Annotated in this window: 16 protein-coding genes; 6 read left to right on the plus strand and 10 right to left on the minus strand. The window is 55.7% G+C overall.

From position 1 onward, the window contains the following. Positions 1-3 precede the first annotated feature (3 nt). The 3 genes from M2406_RS11340 (at position 4) to M2406_RS11350 (ending at position 3,177) form a co-directional block, all read left to right on the plus strand. Positions 4-927: a 3-hydroxyacyl-CoA dehydrogenase family protein gene (locus tag M2406_RS11340; RefSeq protein WP_259190060.1), complete on the plus strand. Its 924-nt coding sequence runs from the start codon at positions 4-6 to the stop codon at positions 925-927. 72 nt (positions 928-999) lie between these two features. Then, a complete protein-coding gene (locus tag M2406_RS11345; protein ID WP_206194508.1) occupies positions 1,000-2,394 on the plus strand; it encodes a GntP family permease in 1,395 nt (464 codons plus the stop codon). A gap of 12 nt (positions 2,395-2,406) precedes the next feature. Beyond that, positions 2,407-3,177: a 3-hydroxybutyrate dehydrogenase gene (locus M2406_RS11350; RefSeq protein ID WP_012005050.1), complete on the plus strand. Its 771-nt coding sequence runs from the start codon at positions 2,407-2,409 to the stop codon at positions 3,175-3,177. 20 nt (positions 3,178-3,197) lie between these two features. Here the strand turns inward: M2406_RS11350 and M2406_RS11355 are convergent, their stop codons facing one another. Beyond that, entirely contained in the window at positions 3,198-4,016 is an 819-nt protein-coding gene (locus M2406_RS11355) for a helix-turn-helix domain-containing protein (protein WP_198010404.1), read from the minus strand. A 122-nt stretch (positions 4,017-4,138) separates the two neighbouring features. On the opposite strand from M2406_RS11355, the gene M2406_RS11360 reads away from it, so the two are divergent. Together M2406_RS11360 and M2406_RS11365 are read left to right on the plus strand one after the other, a co-directional pair. Then, positions 4,139-5,017, plus strand: a complete 879-nt coding sequence (locus tag M2406_RS11360) for a helix-turn-helix domain-containing protein (RefSeq protein ID WP_012005052.1) — start codon at positions 4,139-4,141, stop codon at positions 5,015-5,017. A 166-nt stretch (positions 5,018-5,183) separates the two neighbouring features. Continuing rightward, positions 5,184-6,104, plus strand: coding sequence for a L,D-transpeptidase family protein (locus tag M2406_RS11365; protein ID WP_012005053.1), 921 nt, complete (start codon positions 5,184-5,186; stop codon positions 6,102-6,104). A 642-nt stretch (positions 6,105-6,746) separates the two neighbouring features. Here the strand turns inward: M2406_RS11365 and M2406_RS11370 are convergent. Continuing rightward, positions 6,747-8,027 (minus strand): hypothetical protein, encoded by a 1,281-nt coding sequence (locus M2406_RS11370; RefSeq protein ID WP_259190062.1) that lies wholly within the window; start codon positions 8,025-8,027, stop codon positions 6,747-6,749. Positions 8,028-8,435: 408 nt separating this feature from the next. Then, the gene (locus tag M2406_RS11375) at positions 8,436-8,585 is read right to left on the minus strand and encodes a tail fiber assembly protein (protein ID WP_259190064.1); all 150 of its coding nucleotides are present in this window, start codon (positions 8,583-8,585) and stop codon (positions 8,436-8,438) included. Between the two features lie 150 nt (positions 8,586-8,735). On the opposite strand from M2406_RS11375, the gene M2406_RS11380 reads away from it, so the two are divergent. Beyond that, positions 8,736-9,023, plus strand: a complete 288-nt coding sequence (locus M2406_RS11380; RefSeq protein ID WP_259190065.1) for a HigA family addiction module antitoxin — start codon at positions 8,736-8,738, stop codon at positions 9,021-9,023. A gap of 47 nt (positions 9,024-9,070) precedes the next feature. Here the strand turns inward: M2406_RS11380 and M2406_RS11385 are convergent, their stop codons facing one another. From M2406_RS11385 to M2406_RS11415, 7 genes are all read right to left on the minus strand, one after another. After that, positions 9,071-9,373, minus strand: coding sequence for a TM2 domain-containing protein (locus M2406_RS11385; protein ID WP_259190066.1), 303 nt, complete (start codon positions 9,371-9,373; stop codon positions 9,071-9,073). Positions 9,374-9,457: 84 nt separating this feature from the next. Next, positions 9,458-9,679, minus strand: a complete 222-nt coding sequence (locus M2406_RS11390; RefSeq protein WP_259190067.1) for an ogr/Delta-like zinc finger family protein — start codon at positions 9,677-9,679, stop codon at positions 9,458-9,460. A gap of 72 nt (positions 9,680-9,751) precedes the next feature. Then, positions 9,752-10,864: a phage late control D family protein gene (locus tag M2406_RS11395; protein ID WP_259190068.1), complete on the minus strand. Its 1,113-nt coding sequence runs from the start codon at positions 10,862-10,864 to the stop codon at positions 9,752-9,754. Then, on the minus strand, positions 10,861-11,286 hold the full coding sequence (locus M2406_RS11400) for a phage tail protein (RefSeq protein WP_259190069.1): 426 nt from the start codon (positions 11,284-11,286) through the stop codon (positions 10,861-10,863). Before M2406_RS11400 ends, M2406_RS11395 begins: the two co-directional genes overlap by 4 nt. A gap of 11 nt (positions 11,287-11,297) precedes the next feature. After that, a complete protein-coding gene (locus M2406_RS11405; RefSeq protein WP_259190070.1) occupies positions 11,298-13,994 on the minus strand; it encodes a hypothetical protein in 2,697 nt (898 codons plus the stop codon). After that, positions 13,987-14,106: a GpE family phage tail protein gene (locus M2406_RS11410; RefSeq protein WP_259190072.1), complete on the minus strand. Its 120-nt coding sequence runs from the start codon at positions 14,104-14,106 to the stop codon at positions 13,987-13,989. Before M2406_RS11410 ends, M2406_RS11405 begins: the two co-directional genes overlap by 8 nt. 14 nt (positions 14,107-14,120) lie before the next feature. Further along, positions 14,121-14,423, minus strand: coding sequence for a phage tail assembly protein (locus tag M2406_RS11415; RefSeq protein WP_259190074.1), 303 nt, complete (start codon positions 14,421-14,423; stop codon positions 14,121-14,123). Between the last annotated feature and the right edge of the window lie 31 nt (positions 14,424-14,454).

Genomic DNA, 14,454 nt, shown 5'->3' on the forward strand with positions numbered 1-14,454 from the left:
ACTATGCGTTCATCTGAGACTGTGGTGCTGGGCGCCGGGCTGATGGGGGTTGGCATCGCCACCCACTTTGCCCGCCACGGCCACGACGTCCTGCTGTATGACCCGGACTCGCAGCGGCTGGCAGAGGTTGCGGTGGTCGCGGGCAGTATTCTGGCGGAGCTGATCGAGGTTGGGCAGTTTGCGGCGGCAGAGCAGGCGACGGTGCTGGCACGTCTGAGCGTGACTGACGATCTGAACGATGTGGCCCGCGCCCGGCTGTTGATCGAGGCGATCCCCGAGCGCCTGGCGCTCAAGCACGCCTTGTACGAACAGCTGGAAGGGCTGATTGCCGACGATGCGGTGATCGCCAGCAACACCAGCGGTCTGCCGCCGGATGAGTTGGCGGTCAGAATGATCCATCCGCAGCGCCTGTTGATCGCCCATTTTTGGAATCCGCCGCACCTGATCCCGCTGGTGGAGATCGTACCCGGCAGTGCCACCGATCCCCGTTATCTGACCGCGGTGCAGGAATTACTCAGTGGTATGGCGCTGGAGGCGGTGCTGCTGGACCGTGCCGCACCGGGGTTCGTTGGCAACCGGCTGCAGTTTGCGCTGCTGCGCGAGGCGCTGCACATCGTGCAAAGCGGCATTGCCAGCCCGCAGGTGGTGGATCAGGTGATGCGCGCTTCGCTTGGGCGGCGTTACGCGATGGTCGGGCCGTTGGAGGCCGCCGATATGACCGGTCTGGAGACGGTGGCGGATATCGCCCGCCACTTGCTGCCGGAGCTGGCGACCGATGACAGCATGATGGCGCTGGTGGAAAGCCGGCTCCGCCAGGGCAACACTGGCCAACGCAGCGGCCAGGGATTTTATCACTGGGATGAAGCACGCAGGGAACGCATTCAACAGCGGCGGGCGCACCAGCTGCGTTTTGCTCTGAAACCTTAACCGCACCCAACAACAATAATGAGTTGCTCAATATGGCTGGCGTGGTTCAGACATCAAGGGCAATAGGGAGTGATGATGAGCGTTCTGATTGCCCTGGCAGCACTGGGAGTCCTGATGCTGGCCGCCTACCGCGGCTACAGCGTTATTTTGTTTGCCCCGATCGCCGCGCTGGGCGCGGTGTTATTGACCGATCCCGGCGCGGTCGCCCCGACCTTCACCGGGCTGTTTATGGAAAAGATGGTCGGCTTCGTCAAACTCTACTTCCCGGTGTTTCTGCTGGGGGCGGTGTTTGGCAAACTGATTGAACTGTCCGGTTTTTCCCGCTCGATTGTGGCAGCGGCGATTAACATCCTCGGCCGTCGCCACGCTATCCCGGTGATTGTGCTGGTCTGTGCACTGCTGACCTACGGCGGCGTCTCGCTGTTTGTGGTGGCGTTCGCGGTCTATCCCTTCGCCGCCGAGCTGTTTCGCCAGAGCGGTATCCCCAAACGACTGATCCCGGCGACGGTGGCGCTCGGCGCGTTTTCCTTCACCATGGATGCGCTGCCCGGCACGCCACAGATCCAGAACATCATTCCGACCAGCTTTTTCGGCACCAATGCCTGGGCCGCGCCCTGGCTGGGGTTGATTGGCTCGCTGTTTATCATCGCGGTCGGCCTGTTTTATCTTGAACGCCAGCGCCGCAAGGCACAGGCACGGGGTGAAGGCTACGGCACCGAACTGCTCAACGAGCCTGAAACCCCGGACAATATCAATTTACCCAATCCGCTGATCGCCATTATGCCGTTGATCCTGGTGGGTTTGCTGAACCTGGGTTTTACCCACTGGATCCCGCAGTGGTATGGCGTCAGCCACGAGTTGACCCTGCCGGGGTTGGCCAAGCCGATCACCACCGAGATCGGCAAGATCACCGCCATCTGGGCGGTGGAGGCGGCGTTGGTGTCGGGTATTCTGCTGGTGCTGATTTTTGGTTTTCGCAACGTTCGCGGACGGCTGGCGGAAGGCAGTAAAACGGCGGTCGGCGGGGCGATTTTGGCCGCGATGAACACCGCTTCGGAATACGGCTTTGGCGCAGTGATCGCGGCACTGCCGGGGTTTCTGGTGCTGTCGAAGGCGCTGGCAACCATTCCCAACCCGCTGGTGAACGAGGCGGTCAGCGTCACGCTGCTGGCGGGCATCACCGGTTCGGCCTCCGGCGGCATGAGTATCGCGCTGGCGGCCATGTCCGAATCATTTATCGCCGCCGCCCACGCCGCGCATATCCCACTGGAAGTGCTGCACCGGGTGGCCTCCATGGCCAGCGGCGGCATGGACACCTTGCCGCATAACGGTGCGGTGATCACCCTGCTGGCGATCACCGGTCTTAGCCATCGGCAGGCCTATGGTGGCATCTTCGCCATCACCCTGATTAAGAGCGCCGCAGTGCTGTTTGTGATTGGCGTGTTCTACCTGACCGGCATTGTTTAAAGGAGCAACAACATGAATTTACAAGGCAAAACGGCACTGGTGACCGGTTCGACCAGCGGTATCGGCCTCGGGCTGGCCGCCAGCCTGGCGGCCGCGGGCGCCCAGGTGATCCTCAACGGTTTTGGCGAGGTGGAGCAGGCGAAGGCACATATCGCAGGTTTGGGCGTCGCGCCCGGCTACCACGACGCAGATCTCAGCGATCCGCAACAGATCGCCGATCTGATGCGTTATGTCGAGCTGGAGTTTGGTGGCACCGACATTCTGGTTAATAACGCCGGGATTCAGCATGTTTCACCCCTGGAGTCATTCCCGGCCGACAAATGGAACGCGATTATCGCGATTAATCTGTCGTCGGTGTTCCACACCAGCCGCCTGGCACTGCCGGGTATGCGAGAGCGCGGTTGGGGACGGATTATCAACGTTGCCTCGGTGCATGGGTTGGTGGCATCCAAAGACAAGGCGGCCTATGTGGCGGCCAAACACGGCGTGGTGGGGCTGACCAAAACCATCGCGCTGGAAACCGCGCGTAGCGCCATTACCTGCAACGCCATCTGTCCCGGTTGGGTGCTGACGCCGTTGGTGCAGCAGCAAATTGACCAACGGATTGCCGCCGGCACCGATCCACAGCAGGCGCGCAATGACCTGCTGGCGGAGAAACAGCCCTCGCTGGAGTTTGTGACGCCGGAGCAGTTGGGGGAACTGGCGCTGTTTCTGTGCAGCGACGCCGCAGTGCAGGTGCGCGGTGCCGCCTGGAATATGGATGGCGGCTGGTTGGCGCAGTAACTTTGTGGCCGGTTTCGGTACTACATGACGATCCCGGCCCCTTGCGCCCGGTCCGCCGCGTTTTTCTCTGCCAGATAGCGCGCCGGCGGTTTACCCACCGCTTTTCTGAACATGGTGACAAAACCGCTGGCGCTTTCGTAGCCCAGATCCAGCGCCACCCGTTGCACGCTGTCACCCTGGGTCAGCCGTTGCAGCGCCAGCACCACGTGCAATTGTCGCCGCCAGTGGCCAAAGCTCATGCCCATTTGTTGTTGCAGAGTGCGGTTGAGCGAGCGTTCGCTCATGCCGATACGCTGCGCCCATTGGCCAAGTGTCGCCTTGTCCGCCGGGTTGGCCAGCAGCCGCTCTGTTAACTGGCGAATGCGCGCGTCATTGGAGACCGGCAGGTGCAGATTCTCAACCGGCGCCTTGACCAACTGATCCAACAATACGCCGGCCAATCGTCCTTCCGGGCCTTGTTGGTCGTACAGCTGTTCGAAAGCGCTGGCCTGGAACAGCAGTTCACGCAGCAGCGGGGACACCGCCAGCGTACAGCAGTGGGTCGGCAACCCGGCGATAGCATCCTGATCGACAAACAGGCAGTAGCACTCGCTGGCACTGGCCCCCTGGGCGTTATGCAGCACATTGCTGGGCATCCATAACGCACACTGTGGCGGCACCAGCCACAGACCGTTTTCCACCTCGCAACGGATCATGCCGCGCACCGTATAAATCAGCTGTGCTTTGCGGTGCCGGTGATGGGTGATCTCCCAATCTTTATCAATGGTGGAGCCCTGCACGGCAAAAATGGCGCGCGGTACCTGATCGATATCGAAACGCGGCTCGGTGATAAAGGTCATGAGAATAATTCTCAGTTTGGCGTAATTGAAAAACATTATGTCCTGATTGTGCAATGTGGTCTAGCACCGCGACCGATACAGTGAGCGCTGGTTTTGGCACTCTCAGGAGATAAGGTGGCGCTATGTATCAACAACAGGTCATTACGGCACTGCTGGCCTGGATCGAGCAGAACCTCGACCAGCCGCTGACGCTCGACGATATTGCGGCCAAATCAGGCTATTCCAAATGGCACCTGCAGCGGTTATTCAAAGAGTTAACCGGCGAAATCCTGGGAACTTACGCCCGGCGCAGAAGGCTGACGGCCGCCGCACGCGAACTGCGGCTCACCAACCACGGCGTGGCCTTTATCGCCGACAAGTATCAGTTTGATTCCCAGCAGACTTTCACCCGCTGTTTCAAAAAGCAGTTTGGTATGCCGCCGGCCGGTTATCGCCGCAGTACCGACTGGTCAGGGCTGGGGATGCAGCCTCCGCTGCGGCTGATGGATGCGCCATTACCACAGGCGGAGATCATTACGCTGCCGGCAATGCAATTGATTGGCCACACCCAGCACCGCAGTTGTACGTTGGGGCAATTGCTGCATTCGAAAAACGAGCTGCGTCAGCATGCCTGGCGGCAGATGATGCCGAAGGAAGCCGAAACCTTGGCTGTGGTCTATGGCCTCACCAGTCTGGAGGCCGACAGCAGGCTACGCGGTAGGCAACGGATGGCTTATACCCTGGCGTTGGCGGACGAGCGGGCAGAAGGCGAACGGGTACTGATCGAGCAGGGCGACTACGCCAGCTTTACCTATCAGGGGCAGGTTGAAGAGTTACAAAACTTTATCGCCCGCCTGTATGACACCGCGATACCCATGATGAAAGCAATACGGCGGCCGGGTAAGGATATCGAGCGTTTTTATCCCGCGTTGGGGGGCGTTTGCTGCGCAGGCGGTACGGCGATCCGCTGCGAATATCTGATCCCTATCCGCCTGATGTCAGCGCCAATCGCCGCGCTTTAGCGGCGGTTTTCACAGTGACTCCTCTTCGTGCCGCACCAGGTTACAAAAAAGTTCGATATTGCACCGGTAATGTTTCACACTTAGGTCGATGTGCACATATAATGCGCATCCGGTCTTTCATGGCCGAAATAACCTATAACTGCCAGTGGCCATAACCTACACGAAGATGAAAATGAGCATTCGCGCGTTACTAACCCTGTTTACGGCACTGGTGGTCTTCAGCCAAGCTGCCTTCGCCGTTGTCTATCCATTACCAGCCAAAGACAGCCGTCTGGTGGGTGAGAACATCCAAATCACCGTACCGGAAGACAGCAAGCTGCCGCTGGAGAGCTTTGCCGCTCAATACCAGATGGGCCTGAGCAATATGCTGGAAGCCAACCCGGGTGTGGATCCGTTCCTGCCGAAGGCCGGCAGCACCCTGACCATCCCTCAGCAGCTGATCCTGCCTGACGCTCCGCGTGAAGGCATCATCATCAACAGCGCCGAGATGCGTCTGTACTACTACCCGAAAGGCACCAACACGGTAATCGTGCTGCCAATCGGTATCGGCCAGTTGGGTAAAGATACCCCTCTGAACTGGACCACCACGGTACAGCGCAAGAAAGACGGCCCAACCTGGACGCCAACCGCCAAGATGCGCGCAGAATACGCCGCTGACGGCGAGATCCTGCCAGCGGTATTCCCGGCCGGTCCTGACAACCCGATGGGGCTGTATGCGTTGTACGTTGGTCGTCTGTATGCGATCCACGGTACCAACGCCAACTTCGGTATCGGTCTGCGCGTGAGCCACGGCTGCGTGCGTCTGCGTGCTGACGACATCAAGTTCTTGTTCGACAACGTGCCGGTCGGGACTCGTGTGCAATTTATCAACGAGCCGATCAAAGTCAGCGTAGAGCCGGACGGTTCCCGTTACCTGGAAGTGCACAACCCGCTTTCCGCTAACGAAGAGCAGCTGAAGTCGAAAGACCCGGTGCCGTTGACCATCTCTGCGCCAGTAGGCAAAGTGATGATGGACCCAGCCGTTAACCAGAGCGAAGTGGACGCGGCAATGAAAGCCCGTTCCGGTATGCCGGTTAAAGTGAACTGATTAAATCAGTACTGCAAACAAGACGCCTGCGGGTGTCTTTGAAATTATCGTAAGTTTTTGAAATAAATGGAATTTATTTCAGTTGGTGTCCACTAATTGACCACATCGAAAATAAGGCCCGCATCCTGCGGGCCTTTTCGTTATTGATATCCTAACTCTATTTCGTATGGTGTGACTATACAATTACGGTGCGCGGACTAATGATCAAGTGCCTCAAGCATTGGGGATTGGAGAGGTTTTATAAGACTGGTTCAACCGCCGGAATTCAGGACGCACATTCCTCACGATCACGCCGGCAATTGTTTGCACTCAGTAAGTCAAAAAAACGATTGATATGTGTAGCGCGGCGAAATATTTTGCACTGTTTTCAGTGAGTTCTGCACTACGGAATAGTGCAATAAATAGGGATTTCGCACTGTGCGAAATTAATCAAAAGGGTTAGTGATAATCAACTCTGTGGCCTGCTGACGATTAGTGACCCAGTCCAGATGTTCAATGAATGTTCTGGATAGATGCAAGTGAGCTGGTGATAGGGACTCTTCGAGCCGCAACAGCACAATCAGATAGTAAGTAAGCCACCACACCCCGGCCCTGGCCTCCTGGTTCAGAACAGGAGGTCAGGGACTCGGAGCAATAGGCGTACTAGTAACTCACGATGGAGGCGGTCACCGCCATCTGGTAATTACCTGCTGCCTGAGTAGTGTCCCCCGTTGTGCACAAGGTGGCACCGAGCGGGACGTTCATGAGATTCATGGGGCTTCCATTTTTTACGTCCGTAATTTTGACTGGTGTTACTCCGTCTAGGGGGATCGCATTCGCGTCGCTGGAATTACACGTGACGCTCCCGTCCTTAGTAAAAAGCATGTAAAAGGATGGCTGTCCGTTGTATTTTAGTTTGGTTTTTTGTTCGGTGATGCCGCCCGCAGTTGGAGCGAGAGTGTAACTGATTGGAATGGTTACACCGGATCCATTAGTGCCCATGCAGGAAACAGTTAAGCCTATATTTCCAGGAGTTGCTGAAGCCGCGACGATTCCACTAGAGGAAGATGGAGCGACTGGTTGAAGTTCCACAATTGCTGGGTTGTTGAAGGAGCAGGTGAGACCGGATAATACTATCTTCGTGGGTTTGGAGTAGCTCCATACGAAGTCACGAGTGGGACCACTTGACCCTCCTAGCCAAGTGATTTGTGTCGTTCCCGGTTGAGGATTTGGACCTGTGTATAGATCATAAGCGACGTTCCAGGATACGTTGGTGGTCTGGTCTCCCTTTCCCGGTATCTGACTCCCGCCGGTATTAGCATATTTTATGTAGCAGACGTAGTCGGATGGGGACTCGACGATCACGGGATTTGTACCGGTGGTGCTATTTATTCGACATAGGGCGCTCGTGGAGGTATCTATGTCGACGACCGCCCTCGAGTCGTTCGTATCATTCCAGAGGTCGACTTTGAAGTTCGATCCACTTCGCGGTTTAAGGTAGATGTCTAAACTTGGGATTTGGATCCCATAGTCAGGAGTACCGGGTATTTGTACGCCGTAGCGCAGTCCATAAACCAGATCCTTCACGAACAGTAACCCGCCAGTCGGGCGGGAGGTAAAGCCAAAGAGGAGGGCGTTGGAGCCAACAGCGTCCGTGTGTGACACCGTCCTTGTGACCGTCCCTGAATCCGCGAAGGCACCCCCGGGTATGACCGTTCCGGGATTAAGCACACCCGAGAGTATGATTACATCCCGGTCAGCATAGGCGCTGCCCCCTATACAGAAGATCAATACGCCACAACCCCAAATTGTCCACCGCGTGGGATATTTCGACACTCGTGAGTGTACCTGTGGTGTGGTGCTCTTGCGCCTTGACACCGGTGACTCCACGAGCTGCTCATAAAGCCGCCGAAACCTGTACCCTACTTCTCTCATTTTTTTCATATCCACCGTACCTTTTTGTTCTGGCACGATGCTCAGATGCCTACCCGGGGAAGCATTGAGAACATCTGCCGTTCAGACTGATAATTTGTCTGAACGATATAAACGGTTTTTACTCTCATCCAATCGTTTGTAACGATCAAAAATCAATCATTGATAGATGTGGTCAATTGATTTGTGTTTATTGATCGTTATTAACGATCAACATAAGTAGGTAACGAATACGGATTTGTGATAGTGGCTGAGTTTCAACCCAACCCAGTACTCGTTGAAAACGTGGGGGTTATGTCAGAATGGAAATCATGCGGCGAGGTATAAATATTGAACTGACCACAGAGCAAAAAGTACTGCGCGAAGAGAAAATCGCGCCTGTTTTAGCGTCGGCGACGTGCCGCCACGCCGCCGTTTTAATCACACTGGCTTATCCGGCCACGCAATATCTGGCGCATTTTTCGGTTTAACTCGACTCAGTAGCACGCTGTAGTGCTCCCAGGCGTCGAGCTGGGTCTTTTCCTCATCCGTGGCCATGTCGTGCTTCACGGCCAGTTCCCGTGGCTTCATTGCCGCATATATGAGGGCTCCAGGCTGGGGCCATGGAATTGAAGTCGGTGTTTGGTCGGCGTCGGTTAACGGCGACTAGTACATGACATTTCGTTTTGATGATGATGCCGTTCTGGTCGACTATCGCGACTACCACTAACGGAGGTAACTATGCACATGTTTAACCCACCGCATCCTAGGGAAGTATTGCGTGACTATTTGGACGGGGTGAGCGTAACAGATGCTGCCGCCGCCCTGAAAATCACGTGCACGCAGCTATCCCGCATCCTGAATAATCATGCGGCAATTACGGCTGATATGGTGCTGCGCTTATCTTCCCTGCTTGGGACCAGTGCTGAGATGTGGGTTGATATGCAGTCTGAATATGAGTTGTGGCAGGCGCCTCAGAAGTCTCTCCCAATTATCGAACCACTGCACAGACAGCCTGTTTTGGCATAAAAAAAGCCGGTGTTTAATGCCGGCTTTGTCTTTGCTGCAGCGTATTTTCAACCATACTTCTTTGCGAAGTCTTCATCAGACATGCAGAGGTAGGTTATAAATTCAATGAAGGCAATAATCGTTGGGATAAACGTCCAACAAAAGAGCAGGTATAAAATGCCTTGCCCAACTTTACCAAGATAAAATTTGTGGGCACCAAATCCACCTAAAAATGCGGCGAATAGTGCGGCTGAGATCCGGCTCTTTTTTCCGGGGACTGACAAACTCTGTGTTGCACCACAGTGCGGACAAGCTGGTGCCGAGCTGTGAACTTCCTTGCCGCAACCACGGCAAAATACCATACCAGTCATAATTACGTTCCTTATAATAAGTAAAATCCGCCCTGGTAGGCGGATTAAATACTTATTAATGCTCTCAACGGCTGGTATGAGCTGTCAATCAAACGGAATACCGAGCTGATTGTCTTTGCCGGGATGTGGCTCAGCATAGCTTTGTAGGTTTGGTGTGGTAATGTCCTTGACTACACTTTCCATGGTGGCGAACGTAGCCGAACAATTCACGTTGGTGCACTGATAATAGCGTTCTTTGGTGAGGTCAGACATTTCGCGACTGGTGCGGGTATAGGCTACATGTTTGCAATGATGGCATCTGAACATAATATTGTCCTCTGCCGGTGGCTGGCGTCACGCTGTAATGATAGCCACTTTTCGCCAAGCGCGGAAGTGGCCCTAATCCATCTCGACATCTTCCGCCCTGACTTCCATTTCAACCTCTTGTGTGTAACCGCCGTCGCTCAGTTCATGGGTCACGGTAGTGATGAGCCATTGCACGTCATTGATCTGCTTCTTGAACCCCTTCACGTTGACCGGCAGCTCGGGGAACAGGTCGGGGCGAGCCTTTGCTAGGGTAATCGACAAGGAGGCGGTGCCGCGTTGAATTTGCTGCCATGCCGCTTTGGCGGCACGCTGTGCGTTGGCCTCGTAGGCGTAAGTGTGACGCAGGACTAGGATGTTTCCATCGCTGCCGGCGAGATAATCCCCTTGTGGTTTATGGGTGGCGTCATCCTGGGTGAGCTGTTTGTTTTTACTCTTGCGGCGTACGACCACTTTTTTAGGGCGTCCTTGTAATGTATCTAACCAGTGAGCCTGCACGCCAGTGTAGGCATCACGATCAGCGATACTGAATTGGTGGTCGTCGCCATCCTGTCGGGTGATAACCACGTCACCCAGTGGTTTACCACTCGCTGATAATGCTTGGCCTGGTACGATAAAAAGTAGCTTACCGGCTTTGACGGTCGCGATGGCACCTTCGAGTTTCGCCAGGCGGCTTAAAAAGTTGGCGTCCGATTCGTTGGTCTGGTCGATGTGGTCAATATGGATGGCCGCCATAGATGGCGCTATCCCGGTTGTCAGGTTATTGCGGCCAGCGAGGGTCTTGATGATGTCGCCCAGCGCTATCTGGTGGTAGGCGGCATTGCGCTTGACGTTTAGGGTGTCGCGAAAGTCCGCGCTGCGGGCGGTGATATTCAGTATGTCTGGCGCCCCGCTGTGGTCGATTTCATCCACGGTGAACGCGCCCTTGTCGACAAGCTTTTGTCCTGCCCAGCCAAGGGATAAGCGGATACTCGCCCCGCGGCGCGGCAGCGCCAGCTTACCGTCGGCGTCGTCCAGCTCAATGCTCAGTTGATCGGCATCAAAACCGCGGTTGTCGGTCAGTGTCAAAGAGATCAAGCGGCCCTTCACGTCGGTGGTGATGTTCTTGTCATCCACAAACAGCGTAAAGTCCGGTGTGTCCGACAGCAGGTGCTGCGCGGTGCTTAGCAGGTCGCCGGGGGTCATCATGGCAGGTATTTACTCAGGTCAAGGTCACCCATCAGGTGACGCAGGTTGTCGTCCACGCGCTTGAGGGAGAGTGTAAATTCGATGCGGCGCGCGGCGCCGTCCTTAAAAAATACGGTGCGGGTTTTACTGAGGCTGGTTATCACGAACATACCGTAAATAAACCCGGTGCCCTCGATAAGCGGCCAGGATAATCCGGTGTCGGCCATCAAACGCAATGCCTCCAGCGACAGCGTGCCGCCGGTGAACTCGGGCAGCAACGTACCGGACAATGTGATCGTCTCATCGTCCTGTCCCAGGAACTGCGTCGCTGGGCGCTGGCCGACGCGACTGTTGGATGGGTGCCGCCAGCCTATCTGTTGCTCAAAATTCTGGTACGGTGCTGTCTGGCGCATGAACACGAATAACCCCAATACCATCATCATGTTGTGGCTCCTTAGTCGATGTCGGCCAGTTTGCTGCGGCTGGATGCCTGCTGTTGGCGCTGGTGTTTTTTCAGGGCATTAGCGGCGTGCTGCGCCAGGGCTTTTTCGTTCATGCCCTGTGAGGGATAAACGTGGATGTTCACCGGCGCCGGCGCTGAGCCAGACGCTTGCGCACTGACTGCACCTTGCCTGAGTGGGGTATACGAGATGCTACGCCGAGGTGTGGTATTGGGTTTGCTGTCACTGTCAGGAGTCTCATCACTGCCGGGTTTCATCCAGTCCGGCAGCATGTCGGTAACCTTGCTGATTTTGGCCTTTAACGCCTGCCATTTTTCGTCAATGCCAGCCATCAGGCTGTTGATGATGTTGCTGCCAAATGCCTTGAATTTGGCTGGTAAGCCTTCGAACCAGGCGACCATGTCGGTCCATTTCTGTTTCAGATAATCCCAGGCGGCGCTCATGGCACCACAAATCTCATTCCAGAACTTAAGCAGCCACGGTTTCACGGTGTCCCAGTGTTTCCACATCTCATAAACCGCCACACCCAGCGCCACGATCAGGATCGCGATGGCGGCAATGACGGGGTTGGCCATCAACGTCCAGAGCGATTCGCCGAAGGCCAATACGGCAATGCGCACAACCTTGAATGCGCCAGACAAAATGTTGGCGACGCGAGCAATCATGGAGGCGGCGCGTAGCCAGGTCGATTTTGCCAGTACGGCGACGACCTCCCTTACGACCTTGATGACCTTCGGCAGTTTCCCGGCCCAGCCAATGAGCTTTTTTATCCCCCTGACGATCAGGCCTGGTTTCTTCGCGGCCTTGCCGCCAGCACCGCTCAGCTCATCCAGCGCGGCCTTGAGTAGCTTAATCTCTTTGGCGGATTTTCTGCCTCCACTGAGCATCCCCCACACATAGCGGAGGGTGGCAAACGGACCAATAATCCCGGCGAGTATCAGCGCCAGCCCGCCGAATGCTGCGGTCAGTGCGCCTACGCCGGCGATACCTTCGACAAGCGCCTTGCCGATGTTGGGGTGATTTTTCATCTCGGTGTTGATGATGTGCAGTACTGATGCAAACTCTTTCAGGGCGGCAACGTAAGCTGGCATCAGGTCATCGCCAATCTGTTTGTTCAGGTTGGCTTTTTCTGCTGCCAGATTGAGTCGCTGCCCGACAGCGCTATTTTTATTGGTGCTCAGTATTTGCTGAGTACTTTGCGCTGCGTTACCTGCGGTGATCTGTTTATCAATATTGGCGCGCTGTTTGTACATCGTTACCATGATGTCCTGCGCCGTTCTGCTGGAGAATAGTTTTGCGATCGCCATCTCCATACCCGCCTCGTTGAGTTTGGGGTTGGCTTTTTTTATGCGAGGAACTATCTCAGTCATCAGATATTTATAGGGATCGGTGCGATATAGCCCTGAATTGACGATGGCATCAGGCTTTACCTTGGCGAGTTGCCCGGTTTTGGTGTATTGGATGGCATCTGGCCGTAACAAGCCAATTTTTTGCTGTTCTTCTGCTGCTGCTTTGGTTTCCCGACCCATGACCATATTTTGATAGGCGCTTGCCAGCCCGGTGCCGGTGCGATCGCCGCCTTTTTCCTGGATCAAATGTGACAGGGAGAAAAAGAAGGCCTTGGGATCAATGCGGCTGAGGGCGACACCACCGGTTGAAACCACAGCTCTGTAGTCCCTGGCTGTCACCATGCCGCCAGATACCGCATTGGCCTTCATCGCCAGATTGGCAAAATTAGCAAAATCCTTTGTCGATGAGATGTGACCGAGCAGCTCCGCAACCTTCACCAGTGCTTGGCTGTCGCTGTTCTGCTCGTCCTGGTCTTCATGCTTAATGCTGCCGTTTGCCATCAGCATTTTTTGCGCTACCTGGATTTGCGCCAGGGTCGGCGCAATAGCCAGACTTTCTGGACCATGGCGCAGGATGGAGTAGGCCTCTTTGATGGTGCGCAGATTCTCGGTGCTACTGCTCCCCATAATGTTCATGCCATCTGCGTATTTTTGCGCCTGCTGCAAGAAGGCGTCACCTACGCCCATGCCCTTGAATTGGGTGATTTCCTGCTGGTATTCCGTAGCAGCATGAAGTGCGGGCGCTGCCGCTGCTGCCATTCCGCCACCAACGGCCACCATCCCCACGCCCTTGATGGCAAGGTTGTTGCGCACCTCTTTGACCTTCTGGTACCGACGCAGCATTTCACTGTTGCGCTTTAGCTGACCTTCCTGCTTTGCCATGGCGGTATTCGCCAGCATCGTTTTTTTGCTGAGCAGTGCCTGAGAGTACGCCAGTTCTTTGGTGTCGATGTTATTGCGGCGAAGCTCGCCGCGCACCTGGCTGAGTTTGCCCAGTTCGTCCCGCTGTGCTTTCAGTAGCTTCTGGTGTGCACGGGTCTGCCTGTTCAGCTCGGCGGTCAGTTTCTGGCTGGGGTTTTCTGTCTCCTGAAAGGCGCGACGCACATTGCGAAGCTCTCGGGCGGATTCTTTTAGCTTTACTGCATTCTGGCTCACGGAATCACGCAACTTGTTGAACGTGCCAACCTTGCCGGCCTGGTCTTCCAGTTGCTTGATCTGCTTGCGGGTTTCGCGTGTGGCGGCTGCCAGCTTGTTGTTGCTGGCCTTGAGATTTTTCAATGGTGCGGAGAGTTTGTCCACCGCATTGAATAAAACTTGCAGCTGTAACCTGCGGTCACTCATCGTCTGCACCGTTGCGTAGAGCGGCCTTCTCGCGCCAGGTGAGCAGCTCGCTGATTGTCATGGGGTACATCTCGGATGGCGGCCAGTGAAATACTGATGCAATGTCCGCCATGAGGTCCTCGACGCTTAATCCTGCGGGAGGTTTTCCCGTACCGAGTTCGGCAACAAAAAATCCAGGAACGCCGTGCCCAGTTGAACCAGGTCAGACGGATCCATGTTGTTGAGCTCCTGCTGAGTCAGCGCTGGGGAACTGACGCGCGGAAGTACCTTGCACAGCGCCGAGACGTCCAGCGACATCAGATCGGCCAGAGTTGTCCCACGTAGCGCGCCACTGCTTGGTTTGGTTAGTTGGATCTGGGTGACTTCGTTATCGCCACGAATAAGCGGCGTGTCCAGGGTGACATTAACGCCTTCTTTGGGTTTGCTCATGGTGGTACTCCAATTGTTGGCGGGCTTGCGC

It is taken from the genome of Serratia sp. BIGb0163 (assembly GCF_024809935.1).
Classification (GTDB): domain Bacteria; phylum Pseudomonadota; class Gammaproteobacteria; order Enterobacterales; family Enterobacteriaceae; genus Serratia; species Serratia quinivorans.